The following is a 22,455-nucleotide window of genomic DNA, read 5'->3' as shown; positions in this document are numbered from 1 at the left end:
GGGCTGGAACAATAAAGGTAGTAAGAAGCGGCGATTACTTCACCAGCTTCAGTTCTTTGATGATATTGGTAGCACCACCAAGTTTTTCGATGCACCACAGTACATAACGAACGTCAACACAGATGGTCCTGTTATATACAGGATCAAACTGGATCTTGTGGCTGAGGGCTTCATAGTTGCCATCGAATGCCAGACCGATCAGGTTACCATTGGCGTCAATCACAGGAGAGCCTGAGTTACCGCCGGTGATATCGTTGGTAGTAATGAAACCGATCACCAGGTCTTTACGAACCGGATCTGCATACTGGCCATAATCTTTGTTCTTAGCCAGTTCCAGCAGTTTTGCAGGCAGATCGAATTCATAATCACCTGGCTTGTATTTTTCCAGCACACCTTTCATGGTAGTAACATAATCGTATTTCACTGCATCGGCAGGGCTGTAGCTTTTTACATTCCCGTAGCTCACGCGCATGGTGAAAGTAGCGTCAGGGTACATTTTCTTAGCCTTTACAGTGTCCATAGAGAGGATACCTTTCAGGTAGAGACGACCCAGCTCTGCATTCTTGGAGTTGAACTGCATGGAGATGGGAAGATATTTACCCTGCCAGTTCTTCATAAATGCACTGATGGTTGCATAAGCAGGATCTGCCTGCAATACTGTGGCATCAGGGTTTGCAGCGAATGCATTCCATTTGGCATCGTTGAACACCATGGTATTGTTGAATACGCTGGCTGCATATTTTTTGTAAGTAGCATCATCGTCCAGGGAGCCGAAGCTGCCTTTGATGCCTTCATAGAAACCAATCGGGTGCTGATTCTTATCGATATCGTTGTAGTACATCTTCAGGGCTGTGCCGAGGATATTCTGATCAGATACCCTGTTCTCGTTCTTCAGGAATTCAGCTCTTGCTTCTTTCGCTGCTTCCACTGCTTTAGCGATATCGGCAGAGCTTCCTTTCTTCACGATAGTGTTCTCAACCTGCTGAAGTGTAGAAGCATATTGCATAAGAGCAGAACCCATGATGCCTTCATTCAGGTAGATCTGGTGTTTGCTGTAAGGACGCCAGTTGTCATAGATTTTTGCCCAGTCACTGAAGATATTTGAGAATTCATCTTTCCCGTTAGCCCATTGCTGGAATTTGGCTTCAGCCGTTTTCTTCTGTCCGTACACATCGTACTTCAGGAGTTGTTTCGCTTCGCCGTCGAAGAATTTCCAGTAGTTGGCGATGGAAGCGTAATCACTGGCAAGTTTCAGACGTGTGGCGGGGTCCTTCTTCATTTCTTCCAGCATATACTTCAGACGCATATCGCGCAGGTTCACGATGGAAGGATTTGCGATATCTGTTTTTTGTTTTACACCGAGAGAAGACTCATAACGGTTGGTGCTGCCGGGGTAGCCGTAGATCATGGCATAGTCGCCATCTTTCACTCCCTTGATGGAAACAGGCAGGAAGTGTTTGGGCTTAAGAGGAATATTCTCGGGAGAATAATCAGCTGAAGCACCGTTCTTGCCCATGTACACACGGAACACGGAGAAGTCGCCGGTATGACGTGGCCATTCCCAGTTATCAGTATCGCCACCGAATTTACCGATGCTCTCAGGCGGAGCGCCCACAAGACGGATATCGTTATAGCGCTGATATACGAACATCAGGAACTGGTTGCCTTTGAACATCGGGCTGATCTTGCCGATGATATTTTTAGAAGCGTCAGTATAACGTTTGTTGATCTCTGCGATGATGGCGTTCTGTTTGGCCAGGCGCTCTGCGCCGCTGAGGCCTTTGAGTGCTGCTTCCACTTCAGGAGTTACATCCTCGATCTTTGTGAGGAAGTCAGCATACAAACCTGCGGAAGGAATTTCCTCCTGTTTGGATTTAGCCCAGAAACCTTCTTTGAGATAGTTGGCAGTTACAGTGCTGGCAGTAGCGATGGCATCGTAGCCACAGTGGTGATTGGTGAAGATGAGTCCTTCGTTACTCACGATCTCTCCCGTACAGAATCCGCCGAAGATGATGATGGCGTCTTTCAGAGAGGCTTTGTTCACAGAATACAATTGTTCTTTGGTCAGCTTCACACCGCGTTTTACCATGTCGTTGTACACTTGCTGACCTAACAACATCGGCAGCCACATTCCTTCATCGGCCATGCCGCGAAGTAACGAGCAACACAATACAATCGTTACGAGAAATTTTTTCATAAAAGAATCTGTTTTAAAGCGCAAACCTACTTAGAAAATCAATATCGCTGGTTATAAGACTGATTAATACTGGGTTTCAGGGTATAGACGGGAATGCAGGATGTGCCCAGTCGCTCGCGTCCCGCGAGTGACTTCTATTTGCTCGCCTCTGGCGAGTACTGTGTCGCCGGAGGCGACGCAATATCCGTCACTCACGGGGACGCGAGCGACTGCTCCCCGATTATTGGGAAGCAGTCAGTTCTTTGATCAGCTTATTGAGATTGGGCTGACTGATGAGTCTGGCATCCATTCTTCTGAGGGTGGTATCGGAAATGAACCAGTTCATGGAATAAGGCGTTTCCTTGATCTTATTTCCCTTCTTCCGGTCTTCCCGCTTCTCTTCCGTGTCTTTGTAAAGATGGATAGGGAAATACCTGGCTCCTCCGCAGATCCCATCGTCACTGAGGTCTGTGAGGAAGTTTTCCAGGCGTTTGTCGTTCACGGTGGTCTGCATATCGTAGGCACCCATGATGGTGAGCAATGGGCTGAGCAGGTCATTCTTCAATGGTGGAACGGTATTGAGCGCGGCCACCCCGGTGGGGCTGTTGGTGATATGAAGTATGGTGAGTTCCAGTTTGGCTACCCGTTTCCGGAAAACACTGTCTGTACTGATGGAGGCATGGATCAGAATGGCCCGTATCATTTCCTGTACCACACCCGCACCTGAGTTATCGAAGTAACCTCCATCTACAAAATAATGGATCAGCATACTGTCATTCTGGTTAACACGCTGGTGGGCAGGGATCACCTGGTCAATACGGCCGGCAGGACTGATATACGGAAAGCGTGCGCCGAGGATGCTGGCTGTGCTCAAACGCATGTCAAGCGTGTCATTCAATGCTTCAAGTACATCTACACGGTTATTGAAGATCTGTTTGCTCATGCGGATATTGGTAACAACACCCGGGTTGCCATCCTGCATCCGCGTTGTATTGATGCAGAGCACGGGCAGAGGGCAGGATGTATCGCCGATACTGAGCAGCTCAGACATGGGGCGGGCCATATCAGGTTTGAGTGCTTCTTTGAATTCTGTTTCCTTTTCAAGTGTTTGCTCCAGCGCTCCGGCCCTGTCTGGCAATGTTCGGTTATTGATATGAAAGATGTACTTGAGATAATCGGGCCCCAGCATATGCGAGAGCGTGAAGGTGAGAAAATCCTGCTTCAGGAACTTTCTGGCAGCACTGAGATATGATACAGAAAGGTTGCTGTCGAGCTTCTTTCTTTCATCCAGTAAAGAAAAGAATGTGGCCACGCCCACGCCGCCGCCGGAAGTGCCGGATAGACAGAACAGATGTTTTGAAAACTGCGAAGGTCTTCCTTGCGTGGTGTCTTCGAGTTTGCCTAGCACGGAGGCTGTCCAGTACCCGGAGCGGGATGCGCCTCCATTGGCCAGCACAAAATAAAGCGGGTATTTTCCTTTGGCGCTGTCTATGGCTGCACCGCGACTATTAACCCAGTTATTGAAGTAAGTGATGATGTCCTGCCTTTTGTGGTAGATGCCTTTGTTGGCGGGGTTATCAAACGATTTGGTTCTCACGTAGTGAGTTTCGGTAGAACCGATGCATAATGCAAGCACAATCAGTAACACATGAAAATTCACACTGAACTTTACGCTTACTGCGGCAACGATATTCCCGATGCCGCCCAGCACGGCAAAGGCAAGCAGTACAAAAGGGAATGGCCCGATGGTGATAGCGGTTTTCAGGCTGCTGAAAGCGGCAACATAAATGCCCAGGCCGATCAGGCTGATGAGATTGAACCACTGGAAATAGCCGATCTCCTTGCGGGGGATACGCATCCAGTCCATAATCGCGTACATGATCCTGTGGTAGAGGGATTGCTTCTCATCTTCTCCATTGTCTTTTTTCTTACTGCGGAGATTGATATAAAAAAGATAAACGGCATGCAGGAAGAGCATGGCCCAGAGAAGGAGAAGGATATCGGAACTGCGGATGGTGATCACCAGAGCAGAAGCAAGTAAGAAAATCGTCAGCAGGATATTGAATAACATGCGTTGCATCTTACTGTTCTTCATGGCGAACTGCTCTACCATTCTATCCAGGCCGATAGAAAGGCCCAGTCCCGGAAGGAAGTACCAGAGCGCCTTTCCGGGCGAGATGGCATTGCTGCCCAGTGCCGGGGATTGCAATACTGCCACTTCAATGGCTAACAGTCCCGCATAACCGATGAGTTTTGGCCAGAGATTAAGCCAGGCAACCGGCAGTTCAAAGTAGGTGATGTTTTCTATCTTCTTGCTGCCTTCCCTGGTTTCAAGGTTTTTGAGCATTTTGATGATGGCCTCCTGCTGCTTTCTCAGTTTGAGGTTGGCGATGATACGGGCGGAGAACCAGGTCACATAGATCCAGAAACCGATGGCTACCAGGAAGAAGACCTTGGCTTCATGGTTTTCTGCGAAGGCCAGGATCAGGTCCTTGCCCTGCCCCAGCATCCAGAAGCACCAAAGGGTGAGGATGATGAAAAGGATGCCCGGGAAGAAAAGCCAGAGTGACTTCAGCAGGTGCGACAGAAATACCAGGAAGCGGAGCCCCAGGTACTGTATGCCACCGGTGATACGATCGATACGATTTAGCATGGAACAAGTTTTATTACACAAAAACGCCCGTACAACGTGGTACGGGCGGATATTATTACAAGATATTTAATCGGATGGAGTAGAAAAAAGTACAACTACTAATTCTGGTTGCTTTCGTTGAGGGTGTTCCAGAGCAGGTCCTTCAGTTCCTGGAGGCCCTGGTTGGTAGCCGCTGAGATGAAAACATGCGGGACATTCTTCGGGAGTTCCTTCACGATGGCTTCTTTGAGCTCATCGTCGAGGAGATCGCTCTTGCTCACGGCAATTACAAATTGCTTGTGGAGCAGTTCGGGGTTGTATTGTTCCAGCTCATTGAGCAGGATATTGAACTCTTTCAGGTGGTCGTTGCTGTCAGCAGGCAATACGAACAAAAGGATGGAGTTACGTTCGATATGACGCAGGAAGCGGTGTCCCAGGCCTTTTCCTTCAGCGGCCCCTTCGATGATACCGGGAAGATCGGCTACACAGAAGCTCTGGCTGTTGCGGTATTCCACCATGCCCAGCTGCGGGGTAAGGGTGGTGAAGGCGTAACTGGCGATCTTGGGTTTGGCGGCTGAGATCACTGAAAGCAGGGTTGATTTTCCTGCATTGGGGAAGCCCACCAGACCCACATCAGCCAAAACTTTCAGTTCCAGCACTTTGGTTGCTTCGATGCCGGGTTCTCCGGGTTGAGCGTATTCGGGTGCCTGGTTGGTGGCAGTGGCAAAGCGGGCATTGCCCAGTCCGCCGCGTCCGCCCTTGATCCAGATGATCTCCTGGCCGTCCTCGAGGATCTCGGCTTCCAGTTCATCTGATTCTTCATCGCGGGCTACGGTACCGAGTGGCACTTCGATAATGATATCTTTACCACTGCGGCCGGTACAGTTGTTACCGCTGCCGCCTTCGCCGTTCTCGGCGAGCACGTTTTTAAAGTAACGGAGGTGTAATAATGTCCAGAGGTTCTTATTGCCACGCAGGATGATATGGCCGCCACGTCCGCCATCGCCGCCATCAGGGCCGGCCTGGGGATTGAATTTGGTACGCATGAAATGCTTGCTGCCGGCGCCACCATGGCCGGAACGGCAGAATATCCTGATCTGATCTACAAAGTTTGACTTTTCCATTTGAAGCGGCAAAGATACGGTTTACCAACCGGAGTGACGAAACAGGCCCTACTTCTTCAACTCATTCCAGGTTTTATACAACGTCTCCTGCTCCGGTCTGTCCATCGGGAGCTCCCTCAACGGTTCTACCGCCTCCCAGGACTCCCGCATTTCTCCCGGCAATGCCTGGTACAAACCTGTTCCGGCTGTTTTCCAGCTCACCATCTCATCACTCACCTGCTTGATCACTTTTCCGGGATTACCAACAATCAGACTGCGTGCCGGGAATTTTTCATTGGCCCTGATCATAGTCAGTGCGCCAACAACACATTCATCTCCCAGCTCCACATCATCCATGATCACGCTGTTCATCCCGATCAGACAATTACGTCCGATGGTGGCGCCATGAATAATGGCTCCATGACCAATATGCGCATTCTCTTTCAGTAATACAGTAACACCCGGGAACATATGAATGGTGCAGTTCTCCTGCACATTGCATCCGTCTTCTATCACAATGCCCCCCCAGTCTCCGCGGATAGCGGCTCCGGGGCCCACATAAACATTCTTCCCGATGATCACGTTGCCGGTTACAGCCGCTTGCGGATGAATGAAACTGGATTCATGGATCACAGGAATAAATCCTTTGAATGCGTATATCATGAACTGAAAATTATGAGTTATTGCATGTCTTCAAACAGGGGCTTACCTGTTCTGAAACAGGTACCTTTGAACAGTGCGATCTGATCTCCCTGTAGATTGGAGAGAGTGATCAGGTATAGACCGGTGCTGCGCCCGTTGTGCACCTCTCTGGATTCCGCAATGATCACATCGCCCGCCTTACTCTGCTTCAGGAAATTGATGGATGTATCCTGGGCCACTGAAAAATTATTCCGGTTATTACAGGAGAAAGCCAGGGCACTGTCTGCAAAAGAAAACAATACACCACCATGTGTGATGTTGAACCCATTCATCATTTCTGTACGAAGCGTCATCTGCAGTTTGCAATAGCCTTCTTTCACATCCAGGATGCTGATACCCAGCCATTGACTCATCGGGTCCTGCGACAGTAATCTTTCTGCTACCTGTTTTGCCTTGATGTCTTTATCCATATGACAGGGATTATCTTCCTTTGAATACAGCCGGGCGTTTTTCAACGAATGCGTTTACACCTTCACGGTAGTCTTCAGTATCACCGGCCTGTTGTTGCAGTGTATCTTCCAGCTGAAGCTGTTGCTCGTAATTATTGGTGAAGCTCTGGTTCAGCGCGTGTTTGGTGAGTGCCAGGCCCTGGGTAGGCATCTGAGCCAGTGTTGAGGCCAGTTGCAGGGTGGCGGAACCGAAACCTTCATCAGGGATCACTTTGTAGATCATTCCCATTCTTTCAGCTTCCGTGGCATTCACTTTATCTCCCAGCATGGCGAGTGCGGAAGCTTTCTGCCAGCCGATCAAACGGGGCAGGAAGAAGGTGCCGCCACTGTCGGGGATCAGGCCTATCTTGGAAAAGGCCTGGATGAATGAAGCGGATTGCGCGGCTACAACAATATCGCAGCAAAGCGCAATATTGGCGCCTGCACCGGCGGCAACACCGTTAACGGCAGCAACCACGGGCTTGGGCATGCGCCGGATGCGCTCTACAATGGGGTTGAAATGTTCACTGAGGATCTGCTTCATGCTGAGGGCGGATGCTCCTACAATTTCGGAGAGGTCCTGGCCCGCACTGAATCCTTTACCTGCTCCCGTGATGTACACAGCCCTGATGGCGCTGTTATCTGCACAATCGTCCAGCACACGCTGAAGGGAAAGGCTCATTTCACGGTTGAAGGAATTGAGTTTATCAGGACGGTTAAGCGTAACAACGCCTACGCCTTCGTGAACGGAAAAAAGTATGCTGGACATGTAGTTGGTTTATAATTGATCAATGACACTTGAAATAGTCGAAAGGTTCATGGCACTCATTGCACTGAAAGAGACTCTTGCAGGCAGTGGAGCCGAACTCGCTGAGGCGGCGGGTATTCCAGGAATCGCAATGCGGGCATTGCACGGCTTCCGCATCGGCAAAGAGTTCCGTTTTGCAAACCTGTTGGGAGTGATTGGGAGGCGCAATACCATAAGCTTTGAGCTTCTGCTTGCCGGCTTCCGTCATCCAGTCTGTAGTCCAGGCGGGGGACAGTACCAGCGAGATATTGATCTCTTTGTAGCCATGAGACAGCAACTGCATGCGTATGCTCATGCTGATCACATCCATGGCCGGGCAGCCGGAGTAAGTGGGCGTGATCACAATATCCACTTTATCATTGTCCACTTTTACATCACGCACGATGCCCAGGTCCAGGATCGAGAGCACAGGTACTTCAGGGTCCGTTACTTCTTCAAGCAGGTCCCATACCTGGCGGGTGGATATATCAGTTACTGCATGCATTTTATTACCATTGGGCATTGGGATAAGCACGCTGGAGGAATTGCATTTCCGCCAGGATGAATCCCAGGTGCTCAGAATGTTTTCCTTCTTTACCTCCGGTCTGCATCCAGCCCTGAGCCGGTACCGTGAGCGTTGCCTGTGTAAAGATATCTGTTACCTTTTCCATCCAGGCATTTTTGAGAGTGGCAGGATCCACGCCGAAACCCGCTTCTGCAGCGGCTTTCTCAAAGGCGGCCGGTTCAAAGATCTCTCCGGTAAAAGGCCAGAGCTCATCCAGCGCCTTGTTCATGCGGGCATTGCTTTCTTCTGTTCCATCGCCCAGGCGGATCACCCATTCACTGCTCCAGCGGAGGTGGTAGGTTACTTCCTTCAGCGATTTTTCTGCAATGGCTGCCAGCGTCTCGTCAGATGATTGCTTCAGTTTTTCATACAGCAGGAACTGGTAAGCGCTGAAAAAGAACTGGCGGAGAATGGTCTGTCCCCAGTCTCCATTCGGCAATTCATTGATAAGGCAGTTCCTGAAAGCGTATACATCCCTGAGATAGGCAAGCGAATCTTCCGTTGCAGGCGCTGCTCCGGGATTGGTGGCATTGATCTGTTCAGCTGCGTACTGGTATAAACTCCTTGCCTGCCCCAGCAGGTCCAGGGATATATTGGTAAGTGCGATATCCTGTTCCAGAACCGGCCCGTGACCACACCATTCAGCATTGCGCTGGGCAAGGATCAGGCTATTGTCTGCCAGGTAAAGGCTATAATTGATGAGCGTTTGTGATTGCAAAATGCGTCGGTTAAAATGTGCTTACATATGTTTCACTGCATCCGGAAGGTCGTAGAACGTAGGATGACGGTATACTTTATCATTGGCCGGCTCATAGAATGCTTCTGCATCATCGGGGCTGGAAGCATGGATGTACCTGCTTTCCACTACCCAGATGCTAACGCCTTCCATACGGCGGGTGTAAACATCACGTGCGTTTTCAATGGCCATTTTTTCGTCTGTTGCATGCAGGCTGCCTACATGTTTGTGGTCGAGGCCCTGCTTGCTGCGGATGAACACTTCCCATAAAGGCCAGTTGGTGGTGCTTTCAGCCTGGGCTGCGGAGCCGCCGCCTTTTTCTTCCGGGATATCTCCGTAATAGTATTTTGTTATTCTGATATTCATGAGTTGATGCTTTTAGTTTCGCTGTGCCAGTCACTCGCGGGGACGTGAGCGACTGCGGCAATCTGCTTAAGCTACTTTCTGTTCTGCTCTGCGGGCAGCTCGTTTGGCGGCATGCGCCTCTGCGGCTGCTCTCACCCAGGCTCCATTCTCATGGGCCTTCCGGCGTGTGTCCAAACGTTGCTTGTTGCAGGGGCCATTACCCTTTACCACATTCCAGAATTCGTTCCAGTCGATCTCCCCGAACTCATAGTTCTTCGTTTCTTCATTCAGCTTCAGGTCTGCATCGGGAAGTGTCATGCCAAGGATTTTTACCTGCTCGGCAATCATATTTACAAACTGCTGACGCAGCTCATCATTGCTCTTGCGTTTGATCTTCCAGACTGTGCTCTGCTCGGAGTGCGTGGAATCACTGTCTTTAGGACCGAACATCATCAGGGATGGCCACCACCAGCGGTTGATCGCATCCTGGCAGATAGCCTTCTGTTCAGGGGTACCCTGCGACAGAACCATCAGGATATCGAATCCCTGACGTTGGTGGAAACTTTCTTCTTTACAGATGCGGATATTGGCGCGGGAATAGGGGCCGTAACTCGCGCGGCATAACATCACCTGGTTCAGAATAGCGGCTCCGTCAACCAGCCAGCCGATGGCGCCGATATCGCCCCAGGTCAATGTAGGGTAGTTGAAAATGGAAGAATATTTGGCTTTTCCGGAATGGAGATCATCCATCGTCTGTTCACGGCTGGTGCCCAGTGTTTCGGTAGCAGCATACAGGTACAGACCATGCCCGGCTTCATCCTGTACCTTCGCCAGCAGAATGGCCTTGCGTTTAAGGCTCGGGGCACGGGTGATCCAGTTGCCTTCCGGTAACATACCGATGATCTCGCTGTGCGCGTGCTGACTGATCTGGCGTACCAGCGTTTTACGATAGGCCTCCGGCATCCAGTCCTTCGGCTCAATCTTGATCTCCTGATCGATCTTTTGCTGGAAGATCTTCTCCAGTTCCTGAACAGACATAATGATACATTTTAATTGAGAACCCAAAGATAACTAATATATTCCTTAAATACTAACGCCTGTTAGCGGTATTTTGAGGAAAACTGACATACGCTGATTTTCATCTTTTCTTTCTACATTTACAATACCCAAAAATGAGCTACACGCTATAATGCTGCCCTTACTGGCAGTTCCCCGCTTTATTGCAAACCGATGGGGAACATTTCCTGGTTCTATTTATCACTAAAAACTAATGCAAAAGATGAAAATCTGCATTCTGAGCGCCGTAGTATTATTGGGTGTGGCCTGCAACGAACCTTCCTCTTCCGTAAAAAAATCCCCGGCACCGGATTCTTCCGCTACTGTTGATGTTGAGGGTATCAGCGCAACAGTATACACAACAGCTGATAGCTCAAATCTTCGGTTAACCCTAACCGATACTATCACTTTCAGCAGGTTCGGGCAACCCCTGGAGTCACAGCCCTGCGTATTTGTAGACCCTTCCACTTCTTTCCAGACCATCACCGGCATCGGCGCCGCGCTGACAGATGCGAGTGCTGAAACATTTGCCAAACTGCCTAAAGACAAACAGCAGGAATTTCTGCGTGCATACTTCAGCAGCTCGGATGGTATCGGCTACACAATGGCCCGCACCAATATCCATAGCTGCGATTTCTCTTCCGCTCCTTACACGTATGTCAGTGAAAAAGACAGCAGCCTTTCTTCTTTCAGCATTGCACATGATATGCAATACAAAGTGCCGTTCATTCAGCAGGCTATCGCTGCTGCGGGCGGCAACCTGCCGCTCTTTGCCAGCCCCTGGAGTCCACCGGCCTGGATGAAAGACAATAACGATCTGCTACACGGAGGCAAACTCCTTCCACAGTATTACCAGGCATGGGCCAACTATTATGTGAAATTCATAGAGGCCTATGAAAAGGAAAAGATCCCTGTGTGGGGCCTCAGCATCCAGAATGAACCGATGGCCCGCCAGCGCTGGGAAAGCTGTATCTACACGGCCGAAGAGGAAAGGGATTTTCTGAAAAACTACCTCGGACCCACCCTCGAAAAGGCCGGCATGGGCAACAGGAAAATCATTGCCTGGGACCATAACCGTGATCTGGTGTATCAGCGCGCCAGCACCATTCTGAATGATCCCGCAGCTGCAAAATACGTGTGGGGCATCGGCTTCCACTGGTATGAAACCTGGACTGGCGGTGATCCGCAGTTCCTCAACCTGCAGCGCGTTCACGAGCAATACCCCAATACCAATCTCATTTTCACGGAAGGTTGCAATGGTCCTTTCAACCGGGGACAGATCGGCCAATGGAACTGGGGCGAGATATATGGAAGAAATATGATCAATGATTTCAATAACGGTACCTGTGCCTGGACCGACTGGAATATTCTCCTCGATGAAACCGGAGGCCCCAATCACGTTCAGAACTTTTGCTTTGCACCGGTGCATGCGGATACAAAAACAGGAGAGCTGATCTACATGAATGCATTTTATTATATCGGGCATTTCTCCAAATTCGTGAAGCCCGGCGCCAAACGTATTATCAGTTCAAGCAGCCGGAGCGAATTGCTGACCACAGCATTCAAAAACGAAAAAGGAAAAACAGTAGTGGTGGTGATGAACGATAGTAACAGGAAAATACCTTATCATCTCTGGGTGGGCGGTAAAGCTGCACCACTGGAAGCAAAGCCGCATTCTATTGTGAGCATTGTATGGTAGGGAATAAATGAATGACGTCACATACAGCATCAATAAAAAAGCCGGCATATGAGTTTTGCCGGCTTTTTCAATGTATCAGGAACGATGTTTATCTCGCGTCGAAATCGATCACCACTTTTTCTGTGCGGGGGTGGCTCTGGCAGGTAAGTACAAATCCTCCTTCCAGTTCATCAGGTTCCAGCGCATAGTTATTGTCCATGCTCACTGCACCCTCCGTTACCTTGGCGCGGCAAGTTGCGCAAACGCCACCCTTGCAGGCGAAAGGCAGGTCGGCTCCCTGTTTCAGGGCTGCATCCAGCAGGGGAGATCCATCATAAGGGAGATCGAAATCAAAGGCAATGCCATCCACTTTTACAGTTACCTTGCTCACTTTACCGGCATGTGCGGCCTGCTCTTCCACTGATTTCTGCGTAGCTGCTTTCTGACCGGGTGTGGTGAACAGTTCAAAGTGCACTTTCTTTTTATCGATGCCTTCGGCTTCGAGCCAGTCCTTCACTTCAAAGATCATTTCTTCCGGACCACAGATGAAGAAATCATCGATGGCTCGGATATCGATCAGTTTTTTAGCCAGTTGTTTTCCTTTCTCTGCATTGATGCGACCATAATTGATATCGGCATCCGTTTTTTCGCGGCTCAGGATATGATGCACCACAAAACGGCTCATGAATACATTCTTCAGCGCTTCCAGTTGTTCCTTGAAGATGATGCTGCCGCGGTTGCGGTTTCCATACACCAGGGTGAAAGCACTGTTGGGCTCGATGGCCAGTGTGGTTTTGATGATGCTGAGAATGGGCGTGATGCCACTGCCTGCAGCAAAGGCCAGGTAATGTTTTGCATGCGCGGGATCCAGCTCTGTATAAAACTTACCGGTGGGTGGCAACACTTCCAGCCTGTCTCCCTTCTTCAATGTAGTATTGGCCCAGCTTGAGAAACGGCCGTCATCCATTTTTTTGATGGCGATGCGCAGCTCTTTGTCGTGCGGGCTGCTGCAAATGGAATAAGAGCGCCTGAGCTCTTCGCCATTCACCATGGATTTGAGCGTGATGTTCTGGCCCTGGCGGAAGCTGTACGCTTCTTTCAGGTCATCCGGGATCTCAAATACTACAGAGATACATTCAGGAGTTTCATTGCGTATGTCTGCAATCGTCAGGGAGTGAAAATGTGTAGCCACTTATTATCTTTCTTTTGATTGGTTCAATTGTGAAGGCTAAGGTTTTTGCAATCCGCCCACCAGGATCTCCACCATGGAGTTTTCCAGTTGGTCACCTTCGATCTTTCGCTTGCTTCTGTGCCAGCTTTCGATACCACTCACAGCATGCAGCATGATCAGTACGGCGGTAGGAGCATCGATCTTTTTAAACTCTCCTTTCTGGATACCGTCTTCAATGATCTTGCCGATACGCTGGCGGTAAGCACGGCGCTGGCCCTGCATATTGCTCAGGTAAGGATCGGTAAGGTGCTTCCATTCACGGTCGCTCACATATACTTCCTCATAACGCTCTACCATCATCCTGATATGATAACGGAGAATGGCTTCGATCTTTTCGATCTCGGTTCTTTTGCTTTGTTCCACCTCTTCGATATGAGACATGAAGTTGGTGGCTACCCGAAAGCAGATCTCCTGCAGGATCTCGGCTTTGGAGCTGATATGGTTGTACAATGATGCGGCTTCAACGCCTACATGTTCAGCCAGGTCGCGCATGGAAGTTGCGCTGTATCCCTTCTCACGGAAGAGGATGGCGGCCTTGGAAATGATAACGTCTTTACGTGTGCTGGTGCGGTTGCTTTTAATTTTTGCCATGTGTATTAAGGATCAAAGATAAATAAAAGCTAACAATCGTTAGGAGATAATCTGTAGGAAGTTACAAAATTTATCAATTTTTCCGCTAACAACCTTTTGCGAACCTGAATGGATCGCGTTCCCGACCTGTGATTCCCTTTTTAAAGGCTGCGAAAATTCCTGTACGTTTGCGGGATTTTCGAACCGATTCATTCATTGTAAAAATAAATTATGTCTTTGATCGCAGTAGGCACCATGGCCTTTGACGCAATTGAAACTCCCTTTGGAAAGGTGAACCAGATTGTAGGAGGTTCCGCCACTTATGTAGCTTATGCCGCCAGCAATTTTGTTAAACCCATCCAGCAGGTATCCATTGTAGGATACGATTTCCCCCAGGAAGAAATGGAAAGCCTGTCTAAAAGAGGCGTTCAGCTAGATGGCGTGGTAACTGTACCGGACAAGAAATCATTCTTCTGGAGCGGCCGCTACCATATGGATATGAACAGTCGTGATACCCTGGTGACCGATCTCAACGTGCTGCTGGATTTTGATCCTGTGCTTCCTGAAAGCTATCGCGATGCAGAGTTCGTAATGCTGGGCAACCTGCACCCTTCGATCCAGAAAAAAGTGATCGAGCAGATGAAGGCCCGTCCCAAGCTGATTGCCATGGATACCATGAACTTCTGGATGGAATCCGCCATGCCTGAACTGGAAGAAGTACTGAAAATGGTGGATGTACTGATGATCAACGACAGCGAAGCCCGCCAGCTGAGCGCACAGTTCTCTTTGGTGAAAGCTGCCAAAGCCATCATGCAGATGGGTCCCAAATACCTGATCATCAAGAAAGGTGAGCATGGTGCGCTGCTGTTCCATGAGGACAAAGTATTTTTTGCACCTGCCTTGCCACTGGAAGATGTATTTGATCCCACAGGTGCCGGTGATACTTTTGCCGGAGGCTTTATGGGTCATATCGCCCGTACAAAGGATATTTCCTTCGAGAACATGAAAACGGCTATCATCGTGGGTTCTGCCATGGCTTCTTTTTGCGTGGAGAAGTTCGGGCCGGACCGTTTGAAAGAGATCACTGCTGCTGATATCCATTCAAGGATCGAGCAGTTTGTGAACCTGGTTAATTTCGATATCGAGCTGGTGTAAACCTGCGCTTATAATAGTGATGGAGGCGGCCTGATGGTCGCCTCTTTTTGTTGCAGGAACCATGTGCTGAATAAAATACAAGGTGTACCAGTAGCTCACGTCCCCGCGGGTTACTTATATTCCGTCGCCTCTGGCGACACGGCGCTCGCCGGAGGCGAGCAAATAGAAGCCACTCGCGGGGACGCGAGCGGCTGGGCACACCTGGAGTAATTTTTACTTTCTTATTAACGCAACTCCCTGCTTCCATTTTTTTGTTAGCCCCTGAGCGGTGAACCAGCTTACATGAACTATATACATACCGGCAGGCACCGCACGCTTCGCATCGTTCATCCCATCCCAGCTCCAATGCCCGGTGGTGCCCATTATAGCATTGGAAGCAAGCTGCTTTACCGGCCTGCCTGCGATATCAAAGATGTTTACGGTGCCCGCAGCGCCAGCGTAAGGCAGTTTGTAATGAATGAGCAGCAGATCCTCGTGGCCATCCAGGTCAGGAGAAAAAAGGGAGGAAGAAAGATGAAGGCCCGCTCTTTCATCAATCCCTCCTTTGAATTGCGAATTAGCGTACCCCGGCGTGCCGCCACCGGCAGTAGTGGCCGCTGAGGTCCAGTTGTTCCGGTCCTGCGTGGGTGACCAGGGGCCGATACGCTCCAGGGCGATACCTTCGGGGATGACCAGCAGACTGAAATGCCAGTCGGATTTGTAGTGCAGCTCATCAATTACTTGTCCTGCTGCATTGGTCAGTACCAGGCTGCCCTGGTCATTGGGTAAGGAAGGCAGGCCGGAGTTCAGCAGGGAAAGCCCGTCCATAATGGTGTAGGCTCGTTTCACCCAGTCTGTATTCTCTGAGATGGCCAGGTATTGGCCGGGAAAGAGCAGGAAGGAAGATAAGCTGAGGGCTTTTGTATTGACCAGCTGACCCGCTGCATTCCGGTTACTGGTGAAAAGTTCCCGGAGGTCAATAATTCTGTCTGACCGGTTGAACAGTTCCAGGTAGTCGGCGCCCTCCGGAGGTGGATCGAACAGGAGTTCGTTGATGATGATATCTCCCGGTTTTACAAGGGAAGGCAGGCCAAGTTTAGCATTGTTCATGATCATGGTTGAATTGGTGGCGCAATCCTTCAGGTTGGTGGTGGTCAGCTGATACACAGCATCCACAGGAAATATGTCCGCAAACTGTAATTGTACTTCGTTGTAGAAAGGCGGAACAGAGAGGCAGCTCACCGGGCGGATATTACCTGGCTGAACGATATAGTTATTCGGTTGTACAACACTGTTACTATCCATGGGTTCGTCAAAAACTGCCAGGATCATTTTATTACCGGAGGCATAGGTGCGGAGCAATGCAGGTGGTTGATTGTCCGGGTGGCCGGGTGGATGGCTGTTAGTCTTTCCCGGCGTACCGCCTGCTATTGCCGTGCTGGCTGCCCAGTTGGCTGTACCGGCGCAGGGAGTATTGGTATTGATCATTTCCAGGCTATAACCGCCGGCAGCTTTGGGCGATCCCCCGAACCAGCCGGCTTCATAACGGATGGCATGTAGCACGCGTTTGTCCGGTGTGCAGAGTTGTACCAGATCGCTTTCATTGGCAAGGGAGGGAAAATTAGCCAGGCCTATGGCACGCCCGAATGGTTGCAGTTTGGCGGCAGCAGTGCCGGAGCAGCAAACGAGGAAGCTGTCGGGCTGAAGAATAACAGAAGCAGTGAAGGTGGCCGCACCGGTTTCGTCCCCGATTGAATACCCTTTCAGATCGATCGGCCGGCCCGACCGGTTCATGATCTCCACATACTCATATTCCGGCAGCCCGGCTGGCGGCGATGGATCGGCCATGATCTCTGTAATGATGAGATCATAACGGGGAACAGGCAGGGGCTTTTTAAAAGCAGTAAACTGTTTCCTGATCACCGCATCCGGGTAAGAAATCAACAAATGACTGGCGGGATGTTCCTCGTCATAGAACAATTTATAAAAGGGGAGAAAGTGAAGCGCCGGGAACAGGAAGGCGCAAAGCGGTAATAAAAGAAATGAAATTCGCATATTGATACATGTTATATGAACAATAAGAGTTCCGGCTGTGGATATATTCAGCCGTACGGTTGCCCATATACGTTACAAGATGCGCAGAGAGATAAACGGAAAAGGCATGGAAATGGATTGCGGGAGGTTGAAAAAAAAATGGCGGAGTAACTGCCGGCTTAACTTGCTGCCGATCGTTAGTCTGGCTGTATCGGTTTACCAGCCTGCGCTTGCCGGGATGTTACATTTCTGGAACTTTGAAAAAAATATTTGCTACAATAACAATTGCAGTCTATTTTTGACTCACGATGACAAAAATGATGAACATTACAAAGCGTACGAAGAAGCGTCCCAGCAACGGGAAGGTTTCAGGATAGTTTTGTGTGTCAAAATAATATCAGAAGGCCTTCCCAGACGGGAAGGCTTTTTTTATTACAATATTTATTAATAACAGATCACCAAAAACCAATCACCAATAACAATGAAAGTTGCAGTTGTAGGCGCCACTGGCCTGGTAGGCACCAAAATGTTACAGATCCTCGCAGAAAGGAATTTCCCCGTTACTGAACTCCTCCCCGTAGCCTCTGAAAGATCAGTAGGTAAAGAAGTTAATTACAGAGGAAAGGCGTACAAGGTGGTGAGCATGACCGATGCAATTGCTGCAAAGCCTGATGTAGCCCTGTTTTCAGCGGGTGGCAGCACTTCCCTGGAATGGGCTCCCAAATTTGCCGAAGCCGGCATCACCGTGATCGACAACTCCTCAGCCTGGCGCATGGATCCCTCCAAGAAGCTGGTGGTTCCCGAGATCAATGCCGATGCACTGGGCAAGGAAGATAAGATCATTGCGAACCCCAACTGCTCTACCATTCAGATGGTGGTAGCCCTCAATCCCCTCCATGCCAGATACCAGATCAAACGCGTGGTGGTATCCACTTACCAGAGCGTGACCGGTACCGGTAAAAAAGCGGTTGACCAGCTGATGGGAGAGCGCGATAAAGCCGTGAAAGGCAGCAATGGCGAATATCCCATGGCTTACAAATATCCCATCGACCTGAACGTGATCCCGCAGATCGATGTATTCCTGGAAAACGGATACACCAAGGAAGAGATGAAGATGGTGCTTGAAACCAAAAAGATCATGCGCGACGACAGCATCCGTGTAACCTCTACCACTGTACGTATCCCCGTAATGGGCGGTCACAGCGAGAGCGTGAACGTGGAGTTTGCCAATGACTTTGATCTGAACGAAGTGAAGGCCCTCCTGAAAGCCGCACCGGGTGTGGTTCTGGTGGATGACCCCGCTGCACAGGAATATCCCATGCCTAAAGACGCTCATGAGCGCGACGAGGTATTTGTAGGAAGGCTGCGCAGGGATGAAACCCAGCCCAACACCCTCAACCTCTGGATCGTGAGTGATAACCTCCGCAAGGGGGCTGCTACCAATGCCGTGCAGATTGCCGAGTACCTGGTTAGCAAACAACTGTTGTAATCACTGAGGCGCTGCCTCCCACATATTTACAAGCATAAAAAAGGCCTGCAGTTCATGCAGGCTTTTTTTATGAATGGTGGATCAGTTATCATCGATCGCCCGGTTCAGGAAGGCCAGGAAAGGCTGCATGGCTTCCATACCTTCGGCCACTTTTTTCAGGAAGTCCTTTGAGGTTACTTCCGCATCTGTGAACATTCTGGCTACCAGCCAGCTCTTGAGTTTCAGGTACTCGGCCGCCGGGTTATCTTTTTCGAAGCCCTGGGGCACTTTTACGAGGCTGTATTCTTCGCTGCGGTCAAGATCCCCGAATTGTGCTTTGAACTTCTTATTGCCCACTATTTTGCTGAATTCATCAAAACAGTAATCGATCTCCTGCCTTACTTTTTTGAGATTGGCGGATTCGGGCATCCAGAGGCCACCGGCCAGCATGCTCTTTCCATCCGGCTCTATGTGCAGGTAATAACCGGCAAGGGGCGATTTCTTGCCTCCTTTGGTCATGCTGCCTGCCAGGTGTGTTTTATAAGGCGTTTTGTCTTTGGAGAAGCGGATATCCCTGTTGATGCGGTAGAGACTGCTTTTAGCTACCAGGTTGGCGATACCGGGATCTTTCTTCCCGTGTTTATCGATCACCGCCTGCAGGAAGACCTCAACATCTTCACGGGCAGTTTCATATTTGGTCCGGTTGGCATCGAACCAGGGCTTATTGTTATTCTTCCGCAACTGGCGGAGGAAGGTGAGAGTTGAAGATTGTAACATAGAATGCAAAAATAAAACCCGCTGACGAGCGGGCATAAAAAAAGTGGTGTGGCCAGAGCGCCGTCTCTGTTCACACCACCGATAATACAGTTGGACTGGTTAGTTTTTAATGCGCCCCCAGTTCTCACCGCTCTTGATACGATACATCGTCATTTCGCTGACGCCGTATTTCTCTGCGAGCTTCTTGATGGTGAGTTTACGGTTTTTATCCGTGAGTGTTTTCTTGATGGCTTTCACCTGGCCGGCATTCAGCTTCAGTCCTTCAGTGCGGTTTGCCTGCACTTTCTTGTAGGCAATCTTCGCGGGACTGTTCTGCTGGTGCTCGATCATTTGCTCAAGCGTAGCCCATCTGAGATTTTTCACATTGTTGTCGAGCTTGTTGTGATTGTCGTGGATCACATACTTTGCTTTCAGTGAAGGTTTCTTTAAGAACAGACGCGCGATTTCGCGGTGGATGTACAACGTACCATTGTTGCCGGGGCGGTGGAGATTCAGTGTTCTGTAACCAGTGGTCAGAGAACCCTGCAATAATTTTCCGTCCTCAACTACATCGTCTGTATAGCTGGCTATGCGGCCGTTGCTTGACAGCGCATACTTTTTACGGAGGTGTTTCCAGCCTGGAAACTGCAGTGGTTTCCACACCTCGTTTGGAAGTTTTTTTATCATCGCCTTTTCCTTTTGGCTAAAGTTACAAAAAAAGAGCCGCGAATATCAAAAAACAATAATAAGATTCAATCATCGGTTAACCATTTGGAGGAATTCCGCCTCCGAGATGATCTTCACCGTGGGGAGCTTTTTGGCCTTTTCCAGCTTGGATCCTGCGTCTTCCCCTACCACCAGGTAACTGAGCTTCGCACTAACGGACCCTACGATCTTACCACCGTTAGCTTCAACCATCCCCTCAGCATCACTGCGTTTCAGCGTAGGCAAGGTTCCAGTGAACAAGAACGTTAGTCCTGTCAGGTTGCCCTCCCCCGTTAGTGCAGGCGCCTCATTTTTCAACTGCAATCCAAGGCTCTCCAGCTTTTTCAGCATTTCTAAATTGTCCCAATTGTGGAAAAACTGGTACACGCTACCGGCCACTTTAGGGCCGATATCTTCCAGCGCCTGCAATTCTTCCATGGAGAGGTTCGCCAGGTCCGGCAGGTATTTGACAGCGTTAGCCAGTGTTTTTGCAGTGGTCTCACCCACATGACGGATACCCAATGCATAGATCAGCCTGTGAAGCGGCTGTGATTTCGAGGCTTCGATGGCCGCCTGCATATTGGTGATACTTTTCTCTCCAAATCCTTCCCTGGTGCGGATTTGCTCGAATGGCAGTTCATAGATGCCAGGCACGTCTTTCAATAATTTCTGCTCATAGAATTTACGGATGATGGCATCTCCCAGTCCCCGTATATCCATGGCATCTTTACTGGTGAAGTGAATGATGCGCTCCTGCACCTGTGCCTCACAGTTAATATTCACACAACGCCATACTGCTTCATCCACCGGCTTCACCAATGGGTCTCCGCAGGCAGGGCAGTTAGCAGGAAATTCTATTCGCTTTTCACTTCCGGTTCTAAGCTCCATCAGTGGCTTCACGATGTATGGGATCACATCGCCTGCCCTTTCTACCAGTACCGTATCACCGAGCATGAAATCCTTCTCGCGGATCACATCCTCATTGTGCAATGAGATGGAACTAACGGTAACGCCACCGATAGCCACCGGGTCTATCTTGGCCACCGGTGTAATGGAGCCGGTACGCCCGATCTGGAACTCTACCGCGCGTAACTTGCTGGTAGCCTGACGCGCTTTGAATTTGAAGGCCATCGCCCAGCGGGGGTGGTGGGTGGTCATACCCAGCTGGTCCTGCATGTCAATATTGTTCACCTTGATCACCATGCCATCGATCTCATAAGGCAGGTCATCCCGGCGTGCTTCGTATTCATGGCAGAACTCAACCACGGCTTCGATCCCCTTCAATACTTTCTTTTCCTTCATGGGGCTGCGGAAACCCAGGTCCCACAACATTTTCAGGCAACCACTATGTGTTTGTAATGACTCATCCAGTGTGTGCGTTGGCGTGATAGTATAATAGCTCACATGGTAAAGGAAGGCCTCCAGGTTGCGTTTGCCGACTTCTTTCGGGTCTTTGATACGCAGCGTGCCGGCGGCCGCGTTGCGCGGATTGGCGAGTGGCGGCAGGTTTTGCTCTACCAACTGTTCGTTGTACTTCCGGAAATTGTCTTTATTGATCAGCACTTCACCGCGGATCTCTATCTGCTGAATCCCGTACTCCGAGAATTTTGCAGAGAGGGGAACAGAGCGGATCTGTCTGATGTTTGTAGTGATATCGTCTCCGGCCACGCCGTTGCCACGGGTAGCCCCGCGCTGCAGGAGATCGTTCTCGTAAATGAGGGAAATACTGGCCCCGTCGAACTTGGGCTCTACACAGTACTCTATGTTTTCATTCCTCGCCAGATCACGTACACGCTTATCCCAGTCTATCAGGTCCTGCTCATTGTAAGAGTTTTCCAGGCTGAGCATGGGCACCAGGTGCGGTGCAGGCGGGAAATCTTTGGTAAGGCCTTTGCTGACACGCTGCGTGGGAGAATCCGCTGTAACCAGCTCAGGCTGAGCCAGCTCCATTTTTTCCAGGGCTTTGAACAGTTTGTCATATTCCTGGTCCGCCACCAGCGGATCATTTAAAATATAGTACCTGTGCTCATGAAAGCGTAATACGTTCCTGAGTATTTCGATATCAGAAGTTGCGATGGCGTCCTTCTTCAGCAGGACTTCTGTCTGCTGTTGCAATGATTTTGTTTGATCTGGGGAGTACATAAGAATTATAAGGTAAACAAAATTAGGCCAACCAGAATGGATACAAACATTCGTAATAAAATTCAGTAACTTAGGAGTACTTCAGCAGTACTAAAAATAACTCTCAGACCCTTATCGCGTTGGTTCAGCACTGATTTACAGCATTTAACTTTTTTTTGGAGAAACCATTATTTATTATAAATTGTGTACAATTGACACATTTGTAAT

General features: G+C 49.7%; 19 protein-coding genes. 3 read left to right on the top strand and 16 right to left on the bottom strand.

From position 1 onward, the window contains the following. Positions 1-34: 34 nt before the first annotated feature. From ACTHMC_RS18900 to paaA, 10 genes are all read right to left on the bottom strand, one after another. Complete coding sequence (locus tag ACTHMC_RS18900; RefSeq protein WP_440415431.1) at positions 35-2,197, bottom strand: S46 family peptidase; 2,163 nt, start codon at positions 2,195-2,197, stop codon at positions 35-37. A 220-nt stretch (positions 2,198-2,417) separates the two neighbouring features. Continuing rightward, complete coding sequence (locus ACTHMC_RS18895; RefSeq protein ID WP_440415429.1) at positions 2,418-4,829, bottom strand: hypothetical protein; 2,412 nt, start codon at positions 4,827-4,829, stop codon at positions 2,418-2,420. A gap of 98 nt (positions 4,830-4,927) precedes the next feature. Next, positions 4,928-5,932 carry a GTPase ObgE gene (gene obgE, locus ACTHMC_RS18890; RefSeq protein WP_440415427.1) on the bottom strand — a complete coding sequence of 335 codons (1,005 nt, stop codon included), beginning with the start codon at positions 5,930-5,932 and terminating at the stop codon, positions 4,928-4,930. A gap of 48 nt (positions 5,933-5,980) precedes the next feature. Further along, entirely contained in the window at positions 5,981-6,574 is a 594-nt protein-coding gene (locus tag ACTHMC_RS18885) for an acyltransferase (protein WP_440415426.1), read from the bottom strand. 17 nt (positions 6,575-6,591) lie between these two features. After that, entirely contained in the window at positions 6,592-7,023 is a 432-nt protein-coding gene (locus ACTHMC_RS18880) for a hotdog fold thioesterase (protein ID WP_440415424.1), read from the bottom strand. 10 nt (positions 7,024-7,033) lie between these two features. Continuing rightward, entirely contained in the window at positions 7,034-7,810 is a 777-nt protein-coding gene (locus ACTHMC_RS18875) for an enoyl-CoA hydratase-related protein (RefSeq protein WP_440415422.1), read from the bottom strand. Positions 7,811-7,829: 19 nt separating this feature from the next. Then, positions 7,830-8,333 (bottom strand): 1,2-phenylacetyl-CoA epoxidase subunit PaaD, encoded by a 504-nt coding sequence (gene paaD / locus ACTHMC_RS18870; protein WP_440415420.1) that lies wholly within the window; start codon positions 8,331-8,333, stop codon positions 7,830-7,832. Positions 8,334-8,337: 4 nt separating this feature from the next. Continuing rightward, a complete protein-coding gene (paaC, locus tag ACTHMC_RS18865) occupies positions 8,338-9,111 on the bottom strand; it encodes a 1,2-phenylacetyl-CoA epoxidase subunit PaaC (protein ID WP_440415419.1) in 774 nt (257 codons plus the stop codon). Positions 9,112-9,132: 21 nt separating this feature from the next. Further along, positions 9,133-9,495, bottom strand: coding sequence for a 1,2-phenylacetyl-CoA epoxidase subunit PaaB (paaB, locus tag ACTHMC_RS18860; protein ID WP_440415417.1), 363 nt, complete (start codon positions 9,493-9,495; stop codon positions 9,133-9,135). Positions 9,496-9,561: 66 nt separating this feature from the next. Then, positions 9,562-10,512 carry a 1,2-phenylacetyl-CoA epoxidase subunit PaaA gene (gene paaA / locus ACTHMC_RS18855; protein WP_440415416.1) on the bottom strand — a complete coding sequence of 317 codons (951 nt, stop codon included), beginning with the start codon at positions 10,510-10,512 and terminating at the stop codon, positions 9,562-9,564. A gap of 241 nt (positions 10,513-10,753) precedes the next feature. Here paaA and ACTHMC_RS18850 point away from each other — a divergent pair, with 241 nt between their 5' ends. Beyond that, positions 10,754-12,229: a glycoside hydrolase family 30 protein gene (locus ACTHMC_RS18850; protein WP_440415415.1), complete on the top strand. Its 1,476-nt coding sequence runs from the start codon at positions 10,754-10,756 to the stop codon at positions 12,227-12,229. Positions 12,230-12,317: 88 nt separating this feature from the next. On the opposite strand, the gene paaE is transcribed toward ACTHMC_RS18850, so the two are convergent. Together paaE and ACTHMC_RS18840 are read right to left on the bottom strand one after the other, a co-directional pair. Beyond that, on the bottom strand, positions 12,318-13,400 hold the full coding sequence (paaE, locus tag ACTHMC_RS18845) for a 1,2-phenylacetyl-CoA epoxidase subunit PaaE (RefSeq protein ID WP_440415414.1): 1,083 nt from the start codon (positions 13,398-13,400) through the stop codon (positions 12,318-12,320). 36 nt (positions 13,401-13,436) lie between these two features. Continuing rightward, positions 13,437-14,030: a TetR/AcrR family transcriptional regulator gene (locus tag ACTHMC_RS18840; protein ID WP_440415413.1), complete on the bottom strand. Its 594-nt coding sequence runs from the start codon at positions 14,028-14,030 to the stop codon at positions 13,437-13,439. Positions 14,031-14,240: 210 nt separating this feature from the next. Between ACTHMC_RS18840 and ACTHMC_RS18835 the strand changes: the two genes are divergently transcribed. Continuing rightward, complete coding sequence (locus ACTHMC_RS18835; protein WP_440415411.1) at positions 14,241-15,164, top strand: PfkB family carbohydrate kinase; 924 nt, start codon at positions 14,241-14,243, stop codon at positions 15,162-15,164. 213 nt (positions 15,165-15,377) lie between these two features. Here the strand turns inward: ACTHMC_RS18835 and ACTHMC_RS18830 are convergent, their stop codons facing one another. Then, positions 15,378-17,198, bottom strand: coding sequence for a lamin tail domain-containing protein (locus ACTHMC_RS18830; RefSeq protein ID WP_440415409.1), 1,821 nt, complete (start codon positions 17,196-17,198; stop codon positions 15,378-15,380). 460 nt (positions 17,199-17,658) lie between these two features. Between ACTHMC_RS18830 and ACTHMC_RS18825 the strand changes: the two genes are divergently transcribed. After that, on the top strand, positions 17,659-18,666 hold the full coding sequence (locus ACTHMC_RS18825; protein WP_440415408.1) for an aspartate-semialdehyde dehydrogenase: 1,008 nt from the start codon (positions 17,659-17,661) through the stop codon (positions 18,664-18,666). 81 nt (positions 18,667-18,747) lie between these two features. On the opposite strand, the gene ACTHMC_RS18820 is transcribed toward ACTHMC_RS18825, so the two are convergent. The 3 genes from ACTHMC_RS18820 to ligA form a co-directional block, all read right to left on the bottom strand. After that, a complete protein-coding gene (locus ACTHMC_RS18820) occupies positions 18,748-19,422 on the bottom strand; it encodes a DUF2461 domain-containing protein (RefSeq protein WP_440415406.1) in 675 nt (224 codons plus the stop codon). A gap of 99 nt (positions 19,423-19,521) precedes the next feature. Continuing rightward, entirely contained in the window at positions 19,522-20,088 is a 567-nt protein-coding gene (locus ACTHMC_RS18815; RefSeq protein WP_440415404.1) for an NUMOD4 domain-containing protein, read from the bottom strand. A gap of 69 nt (positions 20,089-20,157) precedes the next feature. Beyond that, on the bottom strand, positions 20,158-22,221 hold the full coding sequence (gene ligA, locus ACTHMC_RS18810) for an NAD-dependent DNA ligase LigA (RefSeq protein ID WP_440415402.1): 2,064 nt from the start codon (positions 22,219-22,221) through the stop codon (positions 20,158-20,160). Between the last annotated feature and the right edge of the window lie 234 nt (positions 22,222-22,455).

The sequence above is a fragment of the Pseudobacter sp. genome (genome assembly GCF_051955275.1).
GTDB lineage: Bacteria > Bacteroidota > Bacteroidia > Chitinophagales > Chitinophagaceae > Pseudobacter.
Note: the sequence above shows the minus strand (reverse complement) of the source record. Positions and strands in the feature narration are given on the sequence as shown.

What these genes read in the sequence shown, in the direction of transcription:
- ACTHMC_RS18900 (WP_440415431.1), bottom strand. Translation starts at nt 2,197, where the DNA reads ATGAAAAAATTTCTCGTAACGATTGTATTGTGTTGCTCGTTACTTCGC.
- ACTHMC_RS18895 (WP_440415429.1), bottom strand. Translation starts at nt 4,829, where the DNA reads ATGCTAAATCGTATCGATCGTATCACCGGTGGCATACAGTACCTGGGG.
- obgE (WP_440415427.1), bottom strand. Translation starts at nt 5,932, where the DNA reads ATGGAAAAGTCAAACTTTGTAGATCAGATCAGGATATTCTGCCGTTCC.
- ACTHMC_RS18885 (WP_440415426.1), bottom strand. Translation starts at nt 6,574, where the DNA reads ATGATATACGCATTCAAAGGATTTATTCCTGTGATCCATGAATCCAGT.
- ACTHMC_RS18880 (WP_440415424.1), bottom strand. Translation starts at nt 7,023, where the DNA reads ATGGATAAAGACATCAAGGCAAAACAGGTAGCAGAAAGATTACTGTCG.
- ACTHMC_RS18875 (WP_440415422.1), bottom strand. Translation starts at nt 7,810, where the DNA reads ATGTCCAGCATACTTTTTTCCGTTCACGAAGGCGTAGGCGTTGTTACG.
- paaD (WP_440415420.1), bottom strand. Translation starts at nt 8,333, where the DNA reads ATGCATGCAGTAACTGATATATCCACCCGCCAGGTATGGGACCTGCTT.
- paaB (WP_440415417.1), bottom strand. Translation starts at nt 9,495, where the DNA reads ATGAATATCAGAATAACAAAATACTATTACGGAGATATCCCGGAAGAA.
- paaA (WP_440415416.1), bottom strand. Translation starts at nt 10,512, where the DNA reads ATGTCTGTTCAGGAACTGGAGAAGATCTTCCAGCAAAAGATCGATCAG.
- ACTHMC_RS18850 (WP_440415415.1), top strand. Translation starts at nt 10,754, where the DNA reads ATGAAAATCTGCATTCTGAGCGCCGTAGTATTATTGGGTGTGGCCTGC.
- ACTHMC_RS18840 (WP_440415413.1), bottom strand. Translation starts at nt 14,030, where the DNA reads ATGGCAAAAATTAAAAGCAACCGCACCAGCACACGTAAAGACGTTATC.
- ACTHMC_RS18835 (WP_440415411.1), top strand. Translation starts at nt 14,241, where the DNA reads ATGTCTTTGATCGCAGTAGGCACCATGGCCTTTGACGCAATTGAAACT.
- ACTHMC_RS18830 (WP_440415409.1), bottom strand. Translation starts at nt 17,198, where the DNA reads ATGCGAATTTCATTTCTTTTATTACCGCTTTGCGCCTTCCTGTTCCCG.
- ACTHMC_RS18825 (WP_440415408.1), top strand. Translation starts at nt 17,659, where the DNA reads ATGAAAGTTGCAGTTGTAGGCGCCACTGGCCTGGTAGGCACCAAAATG.
- ACTHMC_RS18820 (WP_440415406.1), bottom strand. Translation starts at nt 19,422, where the DNA reads ATGTTACAATCTTCAACTCTCACCTTCCTCCGCCAGTTGCGGAAGAAT.
- ACTHMC_RS18815 (WP_440415404.1), bottom strand. Translation starts at nt 20,088, where the DNA reads ATGATAAAAAAACTTCCAAACGAGGTGTGGAAACCACTGCAGTTTCCA.